Source organism: Paenibacillus sp. YAF4_2, assembly GCF_052113225.1.
GTDB lineage: Bacteria > Bacillota > Bacilli > Paenibacillales > Paenibacillaceae > Pristimantibacillus.
The window spans coordinates 497439-516920 of record NZ_JBFRCT010000002.1 but is presented as its reverse complement, the minus strand read 5'-3'; the positions used below and the strand labels follow the sequence as shown (position 1 = coordinate 516920).

Genomic DNA, 19482 nt, shown 5'->3' with positions numbered 1-19482 from the left:
CCATTAGGTAGAATGGTGCCGCAACGAAATCAGGGCTCAATCTCTAGAAATTAGGGAGATACCCTTATTATACATGTTTTTATGAAAATTCACACCCCATTTTCAGAAAATGATGTTAAGTTACCTCACATTAATCTGACCACTTTTTAACATAACGCGGTTTATGTAATAATGCTTAACACAATACCCTTTCGATACAGCTTGAGTTGAACAATTCACCCAGCTGCACGAAAGCAATTTCTTTGTCCTGCGAGGCAATACGGTAAGTGGATCACCATGTCTCATAAGACGTTGATGGTGCATAGCGCATAAATCTCTTGCTTTGACTGGTTTGGAACAATTCTCTATATCGCATGTTTTCATGATGTATGTTTCCCCCTAGTAGCTACAACCTGCGTTGTCTTATCTTAACTGAGAACTAGGATTCTAATAAAGCTCGCTGATAGCTGATCAATCTAGCATTTCATCATTGATATGGCATCATCCGAACGATAGAACCGTTTACTGCCAGCAAGTTTAATTTATTAAACCAAAATAGATTTATACGTGACGATTTTGTTAAATATAGTTAAGCTATTGAATAGAATCCGCCAACGGCTTATACTCGATTTTGTACATTGGCGCACTTGGTATTAAAGGGAGGAACAGATTATTGCCACCGTTTTATCACATCTTTCAGATACTGGATCAGCCCATGCTGCTTGTCAGAGTGACGAGAGAAGCAATAACCATTCACGAAACGAATGAAGCCTTTTGCCGGCTTTCAGGATATAGACATAATCAACTACAATCTGCATCACTTGATCTGGTAATCAACAGCCATTTGCCATGCGACAGCAGCCTGCATTTCACACTAGAGACATGCCTCACAACTGCCAATCTACAGGATATTGCTGTACATGTCGAATTTAGGGCGCTGACGGTAACCGATGAGGATGATGCGAGCTACGCTTTGATTATGTTCGAGGATAGAAGTGAGTACAACTCGCATGAGAATGCAATCATCCAAGTATTCGATTCCGCCAAAAGATTGAAAATGTGGATGGCCAAACGAGATATTAGCACCAATCAGCTTGCAGCCTCCACCAATATCTCGCTTCAGACCATATCCAAGCTTCGTAATGGCCACATACAAAAGCCCAACCGATTAACGGCTGAGCTTATTGCTGCTGAACTGCAAGTTGCTGTCAGCGATATTTGGCCAGAAGTACGCAACAGCCGGTAAACAACTGAACTATTTTCGGGATGAAAAAGCATGAGAAAGAAATGGTGTTGGCTCAGAAGTGTAAAAGAGATGCAACTCATGCATGGCACGAGTACAAGCTGTATAGAACAACTTACGCTCACTATCTTTGCCATAAACGCTTTTAGACGCGTTATACAAAATGACCGCATCAAACTCTACGCCTTTAGCCAAGTAAGAAGGAATCACGACGGTTCCGTTCTCAAAGGTCACCGTTTCTTTCTCAATGTACCGGATTCCTGGACATACACCTGCTAACGCTTCGAAAGCTGCCAAGCTTTCGGCTGCTGTTTTGCAAATGACCGCAATCGATTGCGCACCTTCGCCCTGAAGAGCTCGAATTCTCTCAGCAACCATAGCTTGCAGTTCCCCAACACTAGCCGCTGCTGTTATCGTTGGTTCGTCACCAATGCGATTAAACGGCACAATTCGACTCCCGCCTTCAATCATACGGCTCGTAAATTCGACAATTTGCTTTGTCGAACGATAGCTTCGAGTCAGTACAATTGTCTCCGTCTCTTCCTTATTATAAAGATCCCCAAGTGGATCAAAACCATTGCCTAATGCAGCATGTGCAAATATCGACTGATTCAGATCACCAAGCGCCGTCATCTTAGCCATCGGGAATACCCGTTTTAAATAATGGAATTGGAACGGCGAATAATCCTGTGCCTCATCAATGAACAAATGCCGAACCGACGTATTCATCTGAAAACCTTCAATTAAATCCTTCATATATAAGTACGGTGTTGCATCTTCATAAGTAAGCTCGCCACGGTAAAGCTTCTCTACCGTAAGCTTGCGAATATCTTCCCATTCAGCAAAGCGGTCTTCCTCCAGCCATGGTGCCTGTTCATTCTCATATAATCGGCGGTATAGCGTCTGCGTATCAACAAATCGAAGCTTTTTCACCCGGCTCCGCAGTCGTTTGAACCGCTCCTGTACGATTATTGAAGCAAGCATATCTTTCTCGCGGTCAAACTCATCAAAGGATTCCGACGAGCTGCCTTCTTTGCGGCGCAGTTCATTGTAGACATGGATGTAAGCTTCTTTATCAAGCAGCTCCATCTCATCTTCTACCCACTGCTTCTTCCTCTCTATCTTACTTAATCTCGTTAGCTCCTTTAGCAGCCAATCCGCTACCATCTTCATCCTATTCGGAACCGTATACGATTTATTCAGGCTGTAAAAATGCTGTCCGATCGCCTCAGCAGATACCAGCTTGCGGCCACGGAATTTAATCGCTTTAAACAGCAGTCCTGACTCCCCAAGGGATTCGACATAACGTTCGATCACCTTCATGAAGGCCGCTCCCGATTTATGTCGAATCGACGAAATTCGCGTTTCGTAGGAAGGATCACTCATGGCTCCAAGTGTATATTCCATCTGAGCAAACGGATCCTCGAGCGCAAACGATTGCCCAATTCTATGCTCCAGATATTGCTGATAGGTCGTTTGCTGCATGTTTTGTTCGCCAAGCTCCGGAAGAACAGTCGCAACATAACTATTGAACATCGAGTTTGGCGAGAATAACACGATTTGATCCGGCTGCAGCGTTCCACGGTAACGGTAGAGCAGATATGCTACACGCTGTAAAGCTGCTGACGTCTTGCCGCTTCCGGCAGCTCCCTGCACGATAAGCAACCGAGCACGTTCATTTCGAATAATTTGGTTCTGTTCACGCTGAATCGTCCCTACTATACTTTTCATATGCGCATCCGATTGCTTGCCAAGCACCTCTTGCAGCAACTCGTCGCCAATCGTAACACCGGTATCGAACATGCTTACAATATTCCCTCGGCGAATCACGTACTGCCGCTTCAGCGTCATATCGCCTTTAATATTCCCCGTTGGTGTAACGTACTCAGCTGGACCTGGAGAGTAATCATAGTACAAGCTGGATACTGGCGCACGCCAATCATAAATAAGATAATTCGAACCACTCTCATCCAGCATAGATCCAATCCCAAGGTAAATCTGTTCGTTCTCCGCAGTAGATTCTTCTATAAAGTCTACACGCCCGAAATAAGGAGTTTGCTCCAGCTTCCGGAGCAGCTTGACCTGCTGCTCGGCATGTCTATGGCTATGCTCACGTTCAGCAAGCACTTCGGCCTGCTGCTTCAAGCTTGCTGCAGATTCCGCTGCTTCAGCCGAATCCTCAAAGTTTATGGTGACATCATCCCAAAAGTTTTTCCGAATATCAACGATATCTTCCCTCATACCGCTTGAAGTTTGCAGCAGCTTCCCTAACTGCTCTCGAATCAATCTCATCACACGATCAACTCGTTTTTGTTCCTCCATACGCTGCTCGCCTTGCATAACTTATCCTCTCCTTCAAGCAACTTTACTTTCTTATTCTTGTAAAAAGATCGTTTTCTCATTGTAGCAAAATCTGCCTGTCAAAGAAAAGACGACAAATTGTATTGATCCCCTGATAGTGAACGATTATAATGTCAAAGGCAGAAAATCCATCATACACCTTGCGTTACCGGGCTGCAAGTTTCGCGCTTCATATAATCCCTTATGATTACCTTAGGAGGCAATTATGTTTAATTTGTTGTTTGGCGTACTATTTATGCTTATACATTTTTCGTTATTCCTTGTTTCATACCGTTTATTCGGACGAGTTGGCATATACGCCTGGATTGGCATGGCTACCGTTCTGGCTAATATTCAGGTCGTCAAAACCGTAGAAATGCCTTTTGGCATTATCATTACGCTTGGCAACACGATGTACGGTACCATTTATCTCGCATCTGACCTGTTAAATGAGAAATATGGCGAGCGTGCGGCTAAAAAAGCCGTATGGTTCGGCTTCTTCACCCTAATTGCATCCACTATTATTATGCAGATGGCGCTGCTCTTCCATCCGGACAGCTCAGATCTGGCGCATGATACCAATGATGCCCTTCATATGATATTTGGGCTAATGCCTCAAATTGCACTAGGCAGCTTATGTGCGTATTTCGTCAGTCAGTTTCTAGATGTGCGGATTTATTCGATTCTTAAACGGGTCTTTCCTGCCCCCGGCCAGCTCTGGATTCGGAATAATGGAAGCACAGTCGTCAGCCAGTTCGTAGATACCTTAATCTTCTGCACCATTGCTTTCGCAGGCACACTGCAAGGAAGCGTATGGATTTCTGTCTTTCTCTCCACTTACGTCATCAAATTTATCGTCTCGGTTTGCTCTACACCATTCTTGTATGCAGCAAGGCGATTTACTTTCAAAGAAGAATAACGGCATAACAAAGGACTCCTTCCATGAGGAGCCCTTTGTTTGTTTATTGCGAAATGCCAATATCATCAAGCATGATTTTCCCTGGTCCACCAATAAAGTGGAAAGTAATCGAGCTAATGGATATATCCTCGTTCGTATTAGCTTGAGCGAAATCCGCCAGTGGAAGTCGGTAGGTCTGAAACACAGATTCTGTCTCATGCTTATATTTCCCGCCTTTTATCGACTTTTCCAGCCAAGGAATAATCGTATAGGTCGTTTGGAACGGTGGCTGAACAGGCATATACTTATCAAGCGGCAGACTCTTACTTCCTCCGTCTTCCGAGTTTAATGTGATTTCAATTTGCGGTGATGACTCCTGATTAGCAGGATCAAGCTGTGAAGCCATGTTAGCCATAGAGAAAGCTAGTACCTGGTTCCCTTGAACGGCAGACAGCAATGAAAATGGCTTTGCTAATGATAACGTATAAGAGCTGTCTTCCAGCCATTCGATCTGCGCACCAACAGTTCCCTTGTTATTATGGTCGCGGTCTTTCACATCCAGCTCATCCCAGGATTTCAGGTTGTCAGCTTCAAGCTTCCCGCCTTGCGGCAGTGTTGTCTTATTGTGATCCTCATCAAACCTTGCAATCGTATCGAACGACGAATCCTCGTACCGCGTCACGTAAGCAGTTGAATCCGGCAGCCATTGCATCCCGACTCGATAGTCCTGCAGGAGAGGAACATAGTCGGTTTGATGATGCAGCGTGGTTTCAAGAAAAGCGGCTACGTATACTTTCGCAGCCTGCTGCTGCTCCTCAGCTTTCATCATTCCCCGCTGGCTTAGGAACAGTCCGCCTGGCGGACGTTCATCCATCGTACCCCACTCGGTATTAAATCGGCTGTGATTCGCTTCAGACAAATAAACGGATGCCTTGCAGTAACCGGAATCTGCGGTGAAGCTTGTGCGAATATACTGCCGATCCCCGTAAAAATCATTTACATCGCCGTCCCTAGCTCCCTGTAATGTCAAATAGTTAACATCGGTCAGCTTCGCCGTTGTACTGTCGATCGACTTATCTGTTGGAGCAAGTGCGATTACCGTTTGGATTTGTACCTCACTATTCTTGAAGCTGTCAAGCGTTTGGTCTTTGGCAAACCAAGTGTCCCAATCGGCTGCCATAGCAACCGCCTGACCACCTCTAGAGTGACCAAGAAGGGCTACATTCGTAAAATCAACCCGATTATAGAAAGCACTATTCGGCATTTCACTAAAGCTTTGAATTTGCTGAATGTGCTTGAGCAGCAACCAAGCTCGCACCTTGAAGTCATTATCCGGGATGCCAGACCAAGTAGAATAGTTCAGAAAATTCTCGTCAACAGATATAGCGATGAATCCTCTGCTCGCAAGCAGCTTACCCAAATAATCGTATCCGGCATCCGAGAAGTCTTCCATAAGATGATTGCCATGCACCATAAGTACAAGAGGGAAAGGACCTTCCCCTTCCGGCATCCATACCCGGCCGTTTAGCGGCAGGCTTTCTTCATCGAAACCCCAGAACTTCTCTTTCATCCAATACCAATGCTTAATGTAATCGGACGCATCAACCGAGTTCGAGATCAGATCCGCCTTTTCCCCATAGGCTTGACGCTGTTTATCCGAACCACTTCCATAGGTGAAAAAGGTATAACTGTAATCACCAGGCTCGCCAGGGTTATCGGCGTCAATCAAAGCTGAAGTATTTACATCCTCAACATCAGCAAAGGCTGATGCAGCAACATCTCTGCTGCTCAGTGGCTCGAAGAACCAGATAAAACTTCCAATGATAAGGACTGCAGCTAACAAAAATCCACCAATAATCCTAAGCCGTGATCGGCTGAACCAACCAATTAACACGCCTGCAATAGCGCCAATCACCGTATAAATAGTGGCACAAAGGATCGAATTCCATAATTCGAAATCAGAATATGAGAGAATATAATAACATTCAAATCCAACGTAGAGTAGAAAGCCTGCAAATAAACGCGGAACCGGAACATGCAGCAAGGACAGAATAATCGCTAACAATTGAGACGCAACAAGCAAAGCTAATGCATTAGCTAATAAAAATGCGCCAATATCAACAGCTGTCCCGAATCCAGTCGGCATACCCAAAGCGGCTGCTGTAATAGCAGCAGAGCCGAACAATAGTAAAGCTGCAGAGCCTGCCCGCCAAAGCGGCCCGTCATACTCCAGTCTTCGTGTGAATCGATTGCGAAGCCAGCTTGCAAGCCTTCTTCTTCTAGGTTCGGGTTGTTGGATTAGTTCGAGTTCCATAACGACTCCGATTCCTTCACAAATAGCCAATTCCGTCCATCACGGCGCTCAATCTCAACAGGAACATCAAAGAATCGACTCATTCGTTCAGAGGTTAGTACATCTTGAGTAGCTCCTGCTGAAAAAACCTCACCTTGCTTGATAAGCATAGTGTGGGTGAAGCATGGCAATATTTCCTCAACATGATGAGTTACATATATAATAGTAGGTCCATTAGCAGCCACTTTATGAATCATGGATAACAGCTGCTCTCTTGCAAATACGTCAAGCCCCGTACATGGCTCGTCCAATATGAGCAGCTTTGGCTCCGCCATTAAGGCTCTTGCAATCAAGACGCGCTGCCGTTCACCCTGGGACATCGTATCATACGTACGCTCCGCTAAATAAGCGCAGCCTAGATTCGTCAATAAGGACAGAGCTTTGTCTCGATCCTCATCATTTATTTGATCATATAGTCCAATGGTGGCAAACTTGCCGCTTAGGACGATACTTAATGCTTTCTCGCTTCCATAAAGCTTTTGCTGAAGCGATGTGCTGACCCAGCCGATACTTTTGCGCAGCTCACGCAAATCGTATTCACCGAACTTTTTGCCAAGCACCGAGATTTGCCCGCTTGTGGGCCATATATAACCATTTATCATATTAAGAAGCGTTGTTTTCCCCGATCCATTAAGGCCTAGCAGGCACCAGTGCTCATTCGGTCGAACCTGCCAGTTGATATTATTTAGAACATGTTTATCACTACGTTCCCAGCCTGCTTGCTGAATATCAATAATCATTCGTCTTCCCCTCCCATACATCTATAAATTATAGGTAAAATCGGGCAGAGGGGCAATCCAAAGTTATTGTCATTCCGAATGGTCGTACCCATATGTAACAAAAAAGCCTCAGCGGCAAAATAACCGCTAAGGCTTTTTAACTTAAGTTACTGCGTAATAAAAGGGAACAATGACTAATGAAAGCAATACAGCGATAAGGCCAAGCGCCATTGCCCAGCTGCCAAGCGCTTTTGCACCTTGACGATAGGCAATAAAGCCAAGTACCGCTGAAGTTATGCCCAGCACCACTGGCCATAAGAACCATGACGCTGCCGCGAATACAAGCGCTACCCAGCCAAGTGCCGTACCTCCGGCCTCTACTGTTGCTGCAGCTTCTTCAATACTCTGCTCTCTTGGTACATAGGAGACGGGACTGCCGACAGCGAAATCCGCTGCCATTTCTTCATGAACATTATTCACATTGTTTTCATTTGCCCACTCTTCCACTTTACCGCCATTTAAATCTGGCATTGCATTTGGAGCGGACACTTCGTACTGCGGATAATCGTTCTTATGACGATCCGTAATCTTTACGCCTCTTTGATCCATTCCCCGTCACTCCTTTGGTTTAAAAGTGTGGCAGCAGGTAGCGGACGATTCTGACGCTTGGTCTTGATGATACAGTCCAAGGTCATCAGCCGCGAATTCCTCATTGAAATCCGCATGCTGATCGATATCAATGGAAATGGCTTTCGCATTGCAATTGTTGCCGTCTTCCCAGAAGGTACAATTCGATACGCTGCAAGATACACCTTTCGGCATAAAAAAATCACCTCCGATATCAAGTTTCCCTGATCGAAAGTGATTCATTCCGTCCTATTTTTGCCCCTGCATACGGCGCTGGGTCATGTAGTCATTCTCGTAATAAGCCAGCTCATCGCGCAGCTCTTCATAAATTTTGGATACGCTGAGGACGATATCACGTGCTTCACGTACCGGCTTGAAGCGGAAACGGATTGCATCTTGTCCCGTGTATGCATAACGGCCGTCTTCCGAATAACATTCATTCTTCGGATAGAAGAAGGCGTTCACGCACTGATGGTAAACATCGTATAACGCGCGTTCAGCAAAATCGTTATCGAAATTTGGCCGTCTGAGCAATACTCCCAGTTTCTCAACCGAGACTTCAGAGAAGACCAACAAATGTCTCAAATCAGACAAAAGGCCTTTATAAAACGTTTGTGCTTCATCTCCAGTTTCTTCGCCGATTAATTGGTTCAGCGAATACTGGTTAAGAAACGATTCCAATTGATTAATTGCATCTTTTAACTTTGTACGCGATGTTTCACTAAGCGACTTCGCATTGGTCGATGGCATAAGGTAGATCCCCTTTCTTCTACTACAACAAAAAAAACTAAGGCACCGACAATATGATACCACAAATTACTTGGTTGTGGTACTGGCGTTTCAGACAATGTTATGCGCATATTTTGGGGCTGTCGATGTGCAACCTATCCATTAGTGTGACAACTACGCTGTTTAACGATGGAGGGACGTTGGAACGATGAACGCGAAAAAATGGATTGGTCTTTGTGCCATTATAGCACTGGTTGCTATTGTTGTACCTGCAGGACGTTATATTTTCCCAGATCGGAATACTCCTGCCCCGCAGTCTAAAGGTTTTTCAGTCGAGCAGGAAAAAACGCTTAAAATCAAAACCTTAAATAAAGATATGGATGCCACCTCCCTGTTATGCACAACCGAATGCAGCAAGGAATTCCATAAGCTGATGGCTGGTGACAATGCTAAAAACAATACCCCGACTGACAAAATCACTCATATGATGAATATGCACAAGCACATGTCATACATCAGTTGGGTAAACGGCAATCGAAGTGTGGAGCGCGGAGCCTTGCCAGATAAGAAAGCAGCCAGCTTTGTGGCTGAAGCAAAAGCTAAGGTAAAAGCCGGCAACTCTTATCAATCAGAACCATTCATTAGTAATACAGGCAGCCGCTATATGGTATTAGGAGTTCCAAGCGGCAAAAACAATGGGATTGGCGTTGTTGGTGTCATCAATCAGAACATTGTCATGCAGGTGGAGCGTCATCAGAAAAGAAATCTCCGCCTTGTTCCGTATCCTTCCGAAGGCAATTACCGGATTGAATCGGTCGAACCCGGCTCGAACCGCGAGACAACCGTCCATAATGGTGAAGACAATGGCAACGCCAGCCACTATCATGTTCGAGACGTCGTTGTACATTTCGAGAACAAGCTGACAAATAAACAACTGGATCAAATCAAACAAAAAATCAATGCCCAAAACATCCAGCAAATCGGAGACACTTATGTCTTCCGTTCCAAAGATATGGATGCTGATAAAATGGTTCATTATTTCCAAAAATCCTGGAAAACAGAATATGTTGAACCTCATTACCTTTATATGACTAATGAGACAACGAATGATAATGCAAATGTGATCACGCCAAACGATGCTCTTTATTCCCAGTACCAATGGAATCTGCCTTCCATTGAAACGGAAAAAGGATGGGGCTTATCAAAAGGCAACGACAAAGTCATTGTAGCTATTCTTGACACTGGCGTACAAGCCGACCACCCTGATTTAAAAGGGAAGCTGCTTGATGGAACTAACATCGTGGACAGCAACGCTGCTCCAAGTGACGATGTTGGCCATGGTACCCATGTTGCTGGCATTATTGGAGCTTCCGTTAACAATGGCGAAGGAGTTGCAGGTATCTCCTGGTACAATAAAATTATGCCGGTTAAAGTACTCGACAGCAGCGGCGCAGGCTCCACCTACTCAGTTGCTCAAGGGATTATCTGGGCGACAGACCATGGCGCAAAAGTTATCAATATGAGCCTTGGCAACTATGCACAGGCGGAATTCCTTCATGATGCGATCAAGTATGCTTACGATCATGATGTGGTCATGGTTGCAGCGAGCGGCAATGATAATACCGATCGCCCTGGGTACCCAGCAGCCTATCCGGAAGTATTTGCAGTTGCAGCTACTGATGCAAGTAACAATAAAGCCTCGTTCTCGAACTTTGGCGACTACATCGACGTAGCAGCACCAGGCGACAGCATAGCAAGTACCTATCCTGGCAGCCAGTATGCTGCTTTGTCAGGTACATCAATGGCCAGCCCGCATGTGGCCGCATTAGCAGGCTTGATCCGCTCGATCAACCCTGCTCTAAATAATGAAGAAGTAATGGAAATTATGCGCAAATCAGCCGTCGACCTAGGAAACAAAGGCAAAGACAACTACTTCGGTTACGGCCTGATCGACGTCGACAAAGCTTTGAAGACGGCTTCCAACTACACAACCGCCCTTCAAAACTTCCCAAGCCAAACCGAGCGCCGGCTGGAAGCAATCAGCCGGAAATATTCAAAAGAATAAAAGGTGAACGGGTGTATGTTCTTCCAGCCACTGTTTTTCGCTCATTTCTTGAATTAAATTTGTAAGATTGAAATGAGCTCAAAAAGGCGGACGTAAACTCTTCCAGAACATACAACCCTTACCCCTTCTCTCTTTTGAATTTTCAAAAAACAAAACAACAAGCACCCTTGGCATTGCCGAGGATGCTTGTTTTTTGTTAAGTCTTTCCGCTGGTGGAAGTAACGGGGGTAGCTGCGTTGTATTTTCTGCATATTTACCGCCTCCAGCCTAGTGCTCCAGCCCATATTGGATTGAATGCAGTATAATTGCCCAAATAGAGGCAAGTGGTGTGAGTGGAAGCTGAAATTACTGTAGATTATGCAACATAGGGTGCTGCTTAGGGCTCTAAGCCTGAATGTACTGTATTAAATCCAACATAGCTATGAGGTATATTAGTTTTTTGTTTTGCTCTCTCGAGCTGGCGCGGGGAAAGGGTCTTATAAGACCCCGCTCTCCCTGTTTTTGAGGAATTTACAAACAAGCAGCCTTGTTATGAGCCAAGGCTGCTTGTTTGTTGTTTGAGGGTTAGGTTGGCGGGAAAGGTAAGGGGTAACTTTTGGAGAAGCGGAGCGTCCGCCTTTGTCTTTCCTTTGCCACCTTGAACAAATATAATTGAAGGCAAAGGAAAGACAACAGCGGTTGGAAAGAGTTACCCCGTCCGTTCCTGATCCATCCCATACACCAAATAACAAAAAAGCTTCCCAGCAAATGCCAGGAAGCGTGATTTGTATTCCGTTGCGGAAAGTTTGCCGTAAGCCGGGTTCTGTACTTCCAAGTGGTCATAACGGGAACGACCCTCCCACGACGAAGCGACAATCATCTATCTAGGCCATCCATTGCTGAACAGCTCAAGCAACCAACCCGAACGAGCCTCGGGCAAAGGCTGCAGCTCGAAGCTGCTACGTTCTCTCGGTCTTGCTCCAAGTGGGGTTTACCAGGAATATAGTCACCCATACTCCTCGTGGTCTCTTACACCACGGTTCCACCCTTGCCTGTGCCGGCATAAGCCGGCCATCGGCGGTCCATTTCTGTGGCACTATCCTTCAGCTCGCGCTGACTGGACGTTATCCAGCACCCTGCCCTGTGGAGCCCGGACTTTCCTCTCGCGGCAACAAGGCCGCCAGCGATTGTCTGTCAAACTTTCCGATGCACGACTAAGTATACAAGGTATTACACAAAAGCTCAACCTGTTTTATCGAACCAAATGCTACACAAATCGGAAAGGCTCCGTATGGATGGAGGAATGAACAGCTTTTGTCTCATATTTTCGAGCAGTAAGCTGCTCCGTCAGCCATTCCGCTACACGTTGTTTCATAATTTTCTCGACATTATGACCTGGATCAATAATGGATAATCCATCGGCTAAAGCATCATGTGCCGTATGGTAATCAATATCACCAGTAATAAGGACATCAGCTCCAGCAAACTGAGCATGACGGGTATATCGTCCGCCAGAGCCGCCCAACACTGCAGCTTTCTTAATGATCCGATTTGGATCACCAACAAGGCGGACATAAGGAACCTCGAATACTTCCTTTACCTTTTCCGCTAACTCGCCAAGCGTGACAGGAGAATTGAGCTTACCGCTGCGACCAAGACCAAACGAACGGCCCTTTAAATCCACCGCATACAAATCATACGCCACTTCTTCGTACGGATGTGCCTTCAGCATTGCCTGCACAACTTTGCGGTGAACGCTGTGTGGAACAATGGTCTCGATGCGGATTTCTTTAGCCTTCTCCAAGACTCCCTGTTTTCCTATAAACGGATTGGTTCCTTCACCTGGAAGGAATGTCCCCGTGCCTTCGATGTTAAAACTGCATTGGCTGTAATCTCCGATGTGACCGGCACCTGCATGAAACATCGCTTGAAGCACCTTCTCATGATGATCCTCAGGTACAAATACGACCAGCTTGAACAGCTTATCTGTATGTACTTCCTCCAGGCATTGCCGACCTTCCGCCTTGATACCAACGAGATCAGCCATCCAATCATTAATACCGCCATCAGCAACATCAAGATTCGTATGCGATATGTATACGGCGATGTCATGCTTGATTAGCTTCTCGTACAGCTTGCCTGCTGGTGTAGACGTATCCAGCTTCGCCAATGGACGATAGATAATGGCATGATGCGCGATTATAAGTTCGGCGCCGGCCTCAATTGCTTCATTAACGACTTCATCCGTTACATCCAATGCTACAACGACTGTACGGATTTCCTTATTTAAGGTGCCAAGCTGCAGTCCAATTTTGTCATTCTCAACGGCATAATGCTTGGGAGCAAGCTGCTCCATTATTTGGACGACGGTTTGCCCGTTTGCAAACATTGAAGCACCTCCTCAATTACACTCATTTCCTCACGAAACTGCTTCTTTTTTAGTTCAGCCTGTTCAAGATCCGATTGCGACATTTGGGTAACAATCTTCCCAAGCTTGTCGAGCTCAAACCGCCATTTTTTGAAAAAGACTTCTTTAGGTTCCCGCAGCAGATGAGGACCCATTTTTTCTAAAATAGCCGCTCCCATATCCTGATGGATAGGCAGCGTCAGGAACGATGCATCATAAACCTCAGCATTCCGCTTCAGTACCTCTGATTCCTCATATTTAAAAGCATGAAGCACTTCATATATTTTATCGTCTTCTTCCAGAATCGTCTCTTCTGCAAGCCACCAGCTGCGTTTGAGCAGCCAACTTCTAACGAACTCCTCACCTACGTTTGGCTGAAGCACGAGCTCTTTAACTCCTTCCAGCTTACCGGCTAAATAGCCTTCTTCCAGAATTCCGCTCATTAAGCTGCCACCCATGCCGGCAATTGTAATTGTGTCAGCTTCTCCTGGCTGAAGGACGGAAAGTCCATCCCCGCGGCGAACTTGAAGCTTACTCGTTAATCCGGCATCGGCTGCCTGTTTACGGGCCGCCTCGAAAGGACCAGGATTAAGCTCACCTGCAATGGCCGATGGAACTCGCTTGGACTGAATCAAATAGACCGGAAGCAGCGCATGATCAGAACCTATATCAGCTACGCGCGAACCATATGACACAAATTCTGCAATCGTCTGCAGACGTTTCGAAAGTTTCAACATTAAGCAACCCACACCATCCAATTTTTTCGCATAAAAAATAATAATCCGCCGCCTGCCGCAATCTTAATCAGCAATTGAAGCTGCAGCTGCAGCATAACCGGCTCGTTCCATATAAGCATTTCATACAATTCAGGCATAAACCAAACGATCGCACATGCTGCAAATAACACCATAGCCGAAGGCTTTGAAAAGCGGTGCACAAACCAGCTGCTCCAGCCAAACAAAATAGAAAGCGGCATCCAATAGAGCTGAGACTCATACCAGTTGGGCGAACTTGTGAACTTAGCTAATAACCACGCATATACCATTATGCCCGCTAACCAACCACAAAGATGCAGCAGCTGAATTCGTGCCGCGATCCCATAGATGACCCAGAATACCGCACAAAAGCCAAGCATAGCTGCTTTCCAGCCCCACTCGGTTAGATTATGCTGCTGCAAGATGTATAAACCGGCACCCAGCATAAGCACCATACCTGACCCCGTAACTGCAAGGCCTGCGGCCTCATTACGACGGCGAAGATGGGCGCCAAACCAGAGCAATCCAACGACGCCAACCGCCGAAACCCCAATTTGCAATAGCGGATGAAAAACGTTAAAATAAAGCACAACAAAGGAAATAAAGGTAAAAAAGCCAAATGTAAGGAGCCAATGCTTGCCGGAAGCATGCTGTACAGCCATCAATGCTTTGGCTATCGAATGAGTAGATTCAGGCTTCGTTTCCCGATCATGATCCATATACAAGTTAAGCAGAAAATCACAATATTGATCAGGCAGCAACTTGCTTCTGCGCCAGTGTTCAATTTCTCTAACGATAATCTGACGTCGCTCTTCATTCATATGCCTGATGTTGTCCTCCCAAGGTACAATATGATCAATTGGAAAAAAAGACCTTGCTGCAAGGAGCAGAAAGGTCGTTTATCGATCGTTTATTCTAAGAAATCTTTAAGCCGTTTGCTGCGGCTTGGATGACGAAGCTTGCGCAATGCTTTTGCTTCAATCTGACGAATCCGTTCACGAGTTACACCGAATACTTTACCCACTTCTTCGAGCGTACGCGTACGACCGTCATCAAGACCAAAGCGAAGACGAAGAACATTCTCTTCACGTTCAGTCAATGTATCAAGAACATCTTCCAGTTGCTCTTTGAGCAGCTCATAAGCCGCTGCATCAGCAGGTGCCAATGCTTCCTGGTCTTCAATGAAGTCACCGAGATGCGAATCGTCTTCTTCACCAATTGGTGTTTCCAGCGATACTGGCTCTTGTGCGATCTTCATGATTTCTCTAACTTTATCCGTGCTAAGCTCCATCTCAGCCGCAATTTCTTCCGGCGTCGGTTCGCGCCCCAGCTCTTGAAGAAGCTGTCTCGAGACCCGAATAAGCTTGTTAATTGTCTCCACCATATGAACCGGGATCCGAATGGTACGCGCTTGGTCAGCGATCGCACGTGTAATGGCTTGGCGAATCCACCATGTTGCATACGTACTGAATTTAAAGCCCTTTTGATGGTCGAACTTCTCTACCGCTTTGATAAGACCCATGTTGCCCTCTTGAATCAAATCAAGGAACAGCATACCACGGCCGACATAACGTTTTGCAATACTAACAACGAGTCGAAGGTTTGCTTCAGCAAGTCTGCGCTTTGCTTCCTCATCGCCGTTCTCAATCCGTCTTGCCAGCTCAATCTCATCATCCGCAGAAAGAAGCGGAACACGGCCAATCTCCTTCAAATACATCCGCACTGGATCATTGATCTTAATACCAGGTGGCAGTGCCAGATCATCATCGAAGTTGAAATCCTCACCTTGTTCCCGTTCTTGCTCTTCACCGCGGTTAAGCGGATCACGATCACGTTCTTCATCGTTCTCGTTTAATACCTCAATACCTAAATCGTCGAGCTGTTCGAAAAACTCATCAATTTGTTCCGGATCTTGATCAAACGGAGATAATTTCTCCATAATCTCTTTATAAGTTAGGGAAGCTCTCTTTTTCCCCTGTTCAATCAATTGATCCTTCACTAAATCAAGTTTTTGTTCGGCATCTAGTTCAGTATGCTGATCATTCGCCATATTCCGACTCCCTCCTCCCTAGAACCGATCGTCAATTCGATCCTTTTAGCAGTCTCTCTAGGGTTATAATCTCACTTAACATTTGCGCAGCAAGCAGATGATCTCCGGCGCGTTCCGCCTTCACCATTTCTTCTTTTTTTCGGTCGACTTCCCTGAACTTAGGAACCTTGATTATGTCCAGTATATCGGCATCCAAAATGGCATCGTCAAAAGGAAAATCTCCGTCCATCATCAGAATGGCTGCAGCTGTTCTCTCCAGACGTTCGTCTTGGAGTGAAGCAATAAACCGTCCGGCATCCGGATCATAGCCCTGCGCATAAAAAGCGTATAAATAAGCAGCAAGCGCTGCGTGATCCTCAATATTGAACGCGTCCCCCAGTTTTTCATGAACAGTCTGCGCTACATCTCTGTCGCGCATCATCACATGAAGCAGCCGCCGCTCAACATACGTATAAGCTGGCAGCAGTGCAGGAGGCCCCGATCTTCGGCGATTTTCATTCCTACCATTATTCCACGAATTGTCGTTATTATCCCTTCCGGGTTTCTTTTTTTGCAATTCTTGATGCTTAATAAGACAATCCTGCTTCAATACCTCTAATGGGAAATCAAATTCGCGTGAAAGCTCCTGCAGATAAACCTCGCGTTCAATAGCGGAATCAAGCTCTGCCACAATTCCGGCGGCTTCAAGCAAGTAATTTTTCCGACCTTCTTCTTTTAGCAGTATATGGCTTTTTCTTGAATATATAAGCTTAAATTTTGTGGTGGTGACAGGCTGGTCAATCACTTCGCGAAGATAAGCATCCGGACCGTATTCGGTAATATATTCATCCGGATCTTTTCCTTTCGGAAGCATGGACACCATCACTCTAAGCCCTGCTCCTTCGAGCATCGGAATGGACTTCATGGCTGCAGCTTGTCCAGCTTCATCGCCGTCATAGCACACCACAATTTCTTCCGCCTGCCGGGCAAGTATCGTACAATGATCATCGGTTAAAGCCGTTCCCATTGTCGCGATCCCATTCTTAACGCCAGCACTCCAAGATTTAATAACATCCATATACCCTTCGAATAAAACGACTTGCTTGCTCTTGCGGATGGCAGGTCGCGCATGATGCAGATTGTATAGCGTACGGCTTTTCGTAAACAGCATCGTCTCCGGAGAGTTCAAGTATTTCGGCTGGCCTTCTCCGATAATACGTCCTGCAAATGCCGTTACCTTACCGTCTCGATCCCAGATCGGAAACATAATTCGTCCCCGAAACCGGTCTACATATCCACTTCCGTCTGACTTGGCAGATAAGAGCCCGCCTTTCTCCATTAAGGAGGGATCGAAATTCCTTGCCGATAGAAATCGGTTTAGCGTATCCCACTGTTCCGGTGCATAACCAATCATAAAATGATTGATCAACTTGTCCCCGAGCCCACGGTCGCGCAAATAGTCTTTCGCCACACGGCCATGCTGCGTATTGTTCAGCAAGTAGTTGTACAACTTCGCAGTCAGTTCATGAGCCTCAAGTATGGCGCTCCGATCCGCATCAGCTGCTGTAGGCTTAGCGCCGTCCGGATTAGCCCAAGTAACCGGTATGCCTGCTTGCTCAGCCAGTACGCGAACCGCTTCTGGAAAAGTATAACTTTCAATCTCTTCCACGAACCGAATTACGTTGCCTGTCTTGCCACAGCCATAACAATGGAAAATCTGAAGTTCCGGCGTAACCGTAAATGAAGGTGTCTTCTCTGAATGGAATGGACACAGCCCCTTCATATATTTGCCGTTCTTCGTAAGATGAACGTATTTGCTCACCGTATCTACGATGTCATGATGACGGCGTACCGCCTCAATAACGTCATCCGGTATTTTACCGTAGGTCATTATCCATCACCTTCATCCTAATGACACGTAAATAATATTCGCTAAATGTCATGTTTCTCCTGCAAGATTGCTAAAACTTTTGTCAACTTTTGTTGAAAACGCTCCCGATCCTCGTTACTCATTGCTTTTGGACCCTTCGTTTTACCTCCTGCACGCCTCCTTTTTGCTAATTCATGACGCCGTTCCATCAAATAATCGATGTTCTCGTCCGAATATTGTTCGCCGCGTGGAGATAAGACGATGGCTCCCTTCCCGATCGCAATACAGGCGAGGCCGAAATCTTGGGTAATGACAATATCGCCTTTGGTAATATGATTCACAATGTACAAATCGACGGATTGATCGCTTCGATCTACCTGTACAACGGATACACCCTCTTCAGGCACAAGACGGTGATCGTAGGAGGAGACCATCACGACCGGTACACGACTGCTGCGGGCAGCCCGAGCAATTTCTGTCTTGACGGGACAAGCGTCGCCGTCAACGACGATTGTCGGTTGATTTTGCTCCAATCAAGCATCACCGCTCACTTCTATATTTCAATTACCGTACTATTATATACGTCAAGACTTTAAAAAAATCCTGCATGAACCGTTAAATACCGCGAAAATGCTCCATAATTAGACTTGCAGTCTCTTCAACCGCCCGATGTGAGACGTCAATAACGACGCATCCAAGCTGTTTCATAATCGCTTCAGCGTATTCTAGCTCCTTCAAGATTCGATCCTCTGCCGCATACGAAGCACTGTTCGGTAAGCCTAGCGCCTTAAGCCGCTCTTTCCGTATGGTGTTCAAATACGGTACACCTATCGTTAAGCCGACGATCCGTTCAGCAGGGACATTAAATAATTCCTTCGGCGGCTTCAGCTCAGGGACGAGCGGGATATTGGCAACTTTGTATTTTTGATGCGCGAGGTACATTGACAATGGTGTCTTCGAGGTTCGCGATACACCAATCAGAATAATGTCTGCCTTTAGCACGCCAGACGGATCTTTTGCATCATCATAACGTACAGCAAATTCGACAGCATCCACTTTACGGAAATAATCCGCATCGAGCACATGGTTAAGACCTGGTTCTTGACGCGAATGACGGCCGGTTTGACGCTCCAGACTTTCAATCAAAGAGCCCAGCAAATCAATGGCTTCTACCTCATGCTCTATGGCCAGGCTCTTCATCGCATCCCGCAAATGAGGGATAACGAGTGTATACAGCACAATGGCGCCGGACAGCTTCGCCTGCAAAACAAAACGTTCCAAGGTAGGAACATCCATCACGAATGGTGCGCGACGGATGTCTGTTTGAACCGGATGGAACTGCGCAACCGCAGCCCGTACGACGAGCTCGCCGGTATCGCCTGCAGCATCAGATACAACATAAATTATGACTTCCGCTGAATTGGGCATTAATCATCATCCTTCTTTCCATGTTCTTCAGGACTGACGAAAAGGATACGGGCGACGAGTT

The 19482-nt window shown here is 46.0% G+C and carries 16 protein-coding genes and 1 other RNA gene; 3 read left to right on the top strand and 14 right to left on the bottom strand.

Going from position 1 to position 19482, the window contains the following annotated elements:
• Positions 1 to 652: 652 nt before the first annotated feature.
• The gene (locus AB4Y93_RS06375) at positions 653 to 1225 is read left to right on the top strand and encodes a helix-turn-helix domain-containing protein (protein ID WP_441890078.1); all 573 of its coding nucleotides are present in this window, start codon (positions 653 to 655) and stop codon (positions 1223 to 1225) included.
• Between the two features lie 9 nt (positions 1226 to 1234).
• Here AB4Y93_RS06375 and helD read toward each other — a convergent pair whose 3' ends face one another.
• Entirely contained in the window at positions 1235 to 3562 is a 2328-nt protein-coding gene (gene helD / locus AB4Y93_RS06370; protein WP_441890076.1) for an RNA polymerase recycling motor HelD, read from the bottom strand.
• Between the two features lie 226 nt (positions 3563 to 3788).
• Here helD and AB4Y93_RS06365 point away from each other — a divergent pair, with 226 nt between their 5' ends.
• Positions 3789 to 4481 carry a queuosine precursor transporter gene (locus AB4Y93_RS06365; protein WP_441890074.1) on the top strand — a complete coding sequence of 231 codons (693 nt, stop codon included), beginning with the start codon at positions 3789 to 3791 and terminating at the stop codon, positions 4479 to 4481.
• A 43-nt stretch (positions 4482 to 4524) separates the two neighbouring features.
• Here the strand turns inward: AB4Y93_RS06365 and AB4Y93_RS06360 are convergent, their stop codons facing one another.
• The 5 genes from AB4Y93_RS06360 to AB4Y93_RS06340 all read right to left on the bottom strand — a co-directional run bounded on the left by AB4Y93_RS06360 (position 4525) and on the right by AB4Y93_RS06340 (position 8909).
• Positions 4525 to 6774: an alpha/beta hydrolase gene (locus AB4Y93_RS06360; RefSeq protein WP_441890072.1), complete on the bottom strand. Its 2250-nt coding sequence runs from the start codon at positions 6772 to 6774 to the stop codon at positions 4525 to 4527.
• A complete protein-coding gene (locus tag AB4Y93_RS06355; protein WP_441890070.1) occupies positions 6759 to 7553 on the bottom strand; it encodes an ABC transporter ATP-binding protein in 795 nt (264 codons plus the stop codon). The genes AB4Y93_RS06360 and AB4Y93_RS06355 overlap by 16 nt, the downstream gene beginning before the upstream one ends.
• A 141-nt stretch (positions 7554 to 7694) precedes the next feature.
• Positions 7695 to 8141, bottom strand: coding sequence for a hypothetical protein (locus AB4Y93_RS06350; protein WP_441890068.1), 447 nt, complete (start codon positions 8139 to 8141; stop codon positions 7695 to 7697).
• 6 nt (positions 8142 to 8147) lie between these two features.
• Complete coding sequence (locus AB4Y93_RS06345; protein ID WP_441890066.1) at positions 8148 to 8354, bottom strand: DUF1540 domain-containing protein; 207 nt, start codon at positions 8352 to 8354, stop codon at positions 8148 to 8150.
• Between the two features lie 54 nt (positions 8355 to 8408).
• Positions 8409 to 8909, bottom strand: a complete 501-nt coding sequence (locus AB4Y93_RS06340) for a YpuI family protein (RefSeq protein ID WP_091188870.1) — start codon at positions 8907 to 8909, stop codon at positions 8409 to 8411.
• Positions 8910 to 9096: 187 nt separating this feature from the next.
• Between AB4Y93_RS06340 and AB4Y93_RS06335 the strand changes: the two genes are divergently transcribed.
• Entirely contained in the window at positions 9097 to 10953 is a 1857-nt protein-coding gene (locus AB4Y93_RS06335; RefSeq protein ID WP_441890064.1) for a S8 family peptidase, read from the top strand.
• A gap of 776 nt (positions 10954 to 11729) precedes the next feature.
• Here AB4Y93_RS06335 and rnpB read toward each other — a convergent pair.
• The 8 genes from rnpB to AB4Y93_RS06295 all read right to left on the bottom strand — a co-directional run bounded on the left by rnpB (position 11730) and on the right by AB4Y93_RS06295 (position 19421).
• Positions 11730 to 12135: RNase P RNA component class A (gene rnpB / locus AB4Y93_RS06330), an RNA gene on the bottom strand.
• 64 nt (positions 12136 to 12199) lie between these two features.
• Positions 12200 to 13321, bottom strand: coding sequence for a Nif3-like dinuclear metal center hexameric protein (locus AB4Y93_RS06325; protein ID WP_441890062.1), 1122 nt, complete (start codon positions 13319 to 13321; stop codon positions 12200 to 12202).
• Complete coding sequence (locus AB4Y93_RS06320) at positions 13288 to 14076, bottom strand: tRNA (adenine(22)-N(1))-methyltransferase (protein WP_441890059.1); 789 nt, start codon at positions 14074 to 14076, stop codon at positions 13288 to 13290. The genes AB4Y93_RS06325 and AB4Y93_RS06320 overlap by 34 nt, the downstream gene beginning before the upstream one ends.
• A complete protein-coding gene (locus tag AB4Y93_RS06315; protein WP_441890057.1) occupies positions 14076 to 14915 on the bottom strand; it encodes a hypothetical protein in 840 nt (279 codons plus the stop codon). The genes AB4Y93_RS06320 and AB4Y93_RS06315 overlap by 1 nt, the downstream gene beginning before the upstream one ends.
• Before the next feature lie 89 nt (positions 14916 to 15004).
• Positions 15005 to 16144, bottom strand: coding sequence for an RNA polymerase sigma factor RpoD (rpoD, locus tag AB4Y93_RS06310; protein WP_441890055.1), 1140 nt, complete (start codon positions 16142 to 16144; stop codon positions 15005 to 15007).
• Positions 16145 to 16175: 31 nt separating this feature from the next.
• Positions 16176 to 18014, bottom strand: coding sequence for a DNA primase (gene dnaG, locus AB4Y93_RS06305; protein WP_441890053.1), 1839 nt, complete (start codon positions 18012 to 18014; stop codon positions 16176 to 16178).
• 41 nt (positions 18015 to 18055) lie between these two features.
• Positions 18056 to 18526 carry a YaiI/YqxD family protein gene (locus tag AB4Y93_RS06300; protein ID WP_167272500.1) on the bottom strand — a complete coding sequence of 157 codons (471 nt, stop codon included), beginning with the start codon at positions 18524 to 18526 and terminating at the stop codon, positions 18056 to 18058.
• 82 nt (positions 18527 to 18608) lie between these two features.
• The gene (locus AB4Y93_RS06295; RefSeq protein ID WP_441890051.1) at positions 18609 to 19421 is read right to left on the bottom strand and encodes a pyruvate, water dikinase regulatory protein; all 813 of its coding nucleotides are present in this window, start codon (positions 19419 to 19421) and stop codon (positions 18609 to 18611) included.
• Positions 19422 to 19482: the final 61 nt, after the last annotated feature.

Excerpts from the sequence above, each read along its gene's own strand:
- AB4Y93_RS06315 (WP_441890057.1), bottom strand. The coding sequence starts at position 14,915 with ATGAATGAAGAGCGACGTCAGATTATCGTTAGAGAAATTGAACACTGG.
- AB4Y93_RS06350 (WP_441890068.1), bottom strand. The coding sequence starts at position 8,141 with ATGGATCAAAGAGGCGTAAAGATTACGGATCGTCATAAGAACGATTAT.
- dnaG (WP_441890053.1), bottom strand. The coding sequence starts at position 18,014 with ATGACCTACGGTAAAATACCGGATGACGTTATTGAGGCGGTACGCCGT.
- AB4Y93_RS06340 (WP_091188870.1), bottom strand. The coding sequence starts at position 8,909 with ATGCCATCGACCAATGCGAAGTCGCTTAGTGAAACATCGCGTACAAAG.
- AB4Y93_RS06295 (WP_441890051.1), bottom strand. The coding sequence starts at position 19,421 with ATGCCCAATTCAGCGGAAGTCATAATTTATGTTGTATCTGATGCTGCA.
- AB4Y93_RS06355 (WP_441890070.1), bottom strand. The coding sequence starts at position 7,553 with ATGATTATTGATATTCAGCAAGCAGGCTGGGAACGTAGTGATAAACAT.
- AB4Y93_RS06345 (WP_441890066.1), bottom strand. The coding sequence starts at position 8,354 with ATGCCGAAAGGTGTATCTTGCAGCGTATCGAATTGTACCTTCTGGGAA.
- rpoD (WP_441890055.1), bottom strand. The coding sequence starts at position 16,144 with ATGGCGAATGATCAGCATACTGAACTAGATGCCGAACAAAAACTTGAT.
- AB4Y93_RS06365 (WP_441890074.1), top strand. The coding sequence starts at position 3,789 with ATGTTTAATTTGTTGTTTGGCGTACTATTTATGCTTATACATTTTTCG.
- AB4Y93_RS06360 (WP_441890072.1), bottom strand. The coding sequence starts at position 6,774 with ATGGAACTCGAACTAATCCAACAACCCGAACCTAGAAGAAGAAGGCTT.
- AB4Y93_RS06335 (WP_441890064.1), top strand. The coding sequence starts at position 9,097 with ATGAACGCGAAAAAATGGATTGGTCTTTGTGCCATTATAGCACTGGTT.
- AB4Y93_RS06325 (WP_441890062.1), bottom strand. The coding sequence starts at position 13,321 with ATGTTTGCAAACGGGCAAACCGTCGTCCAAATAATGGAGCAGCTTGCT.
- helD (WP_441890076.1), bottom strand. The coding sequence starts at position 3,562 with ATGCAAGGCGAGCAGCGTATGGAGGAACAAAAACGAGTTGATCGTGTG.
- AB4Y93_RS06320 (WP_441890059.1), bottom strand. The coding sequence starts at position 14,076 with ATGTTGAAACTTTCGAAACGTCTGCAGACGATTGCAGAATTTGTGTCA.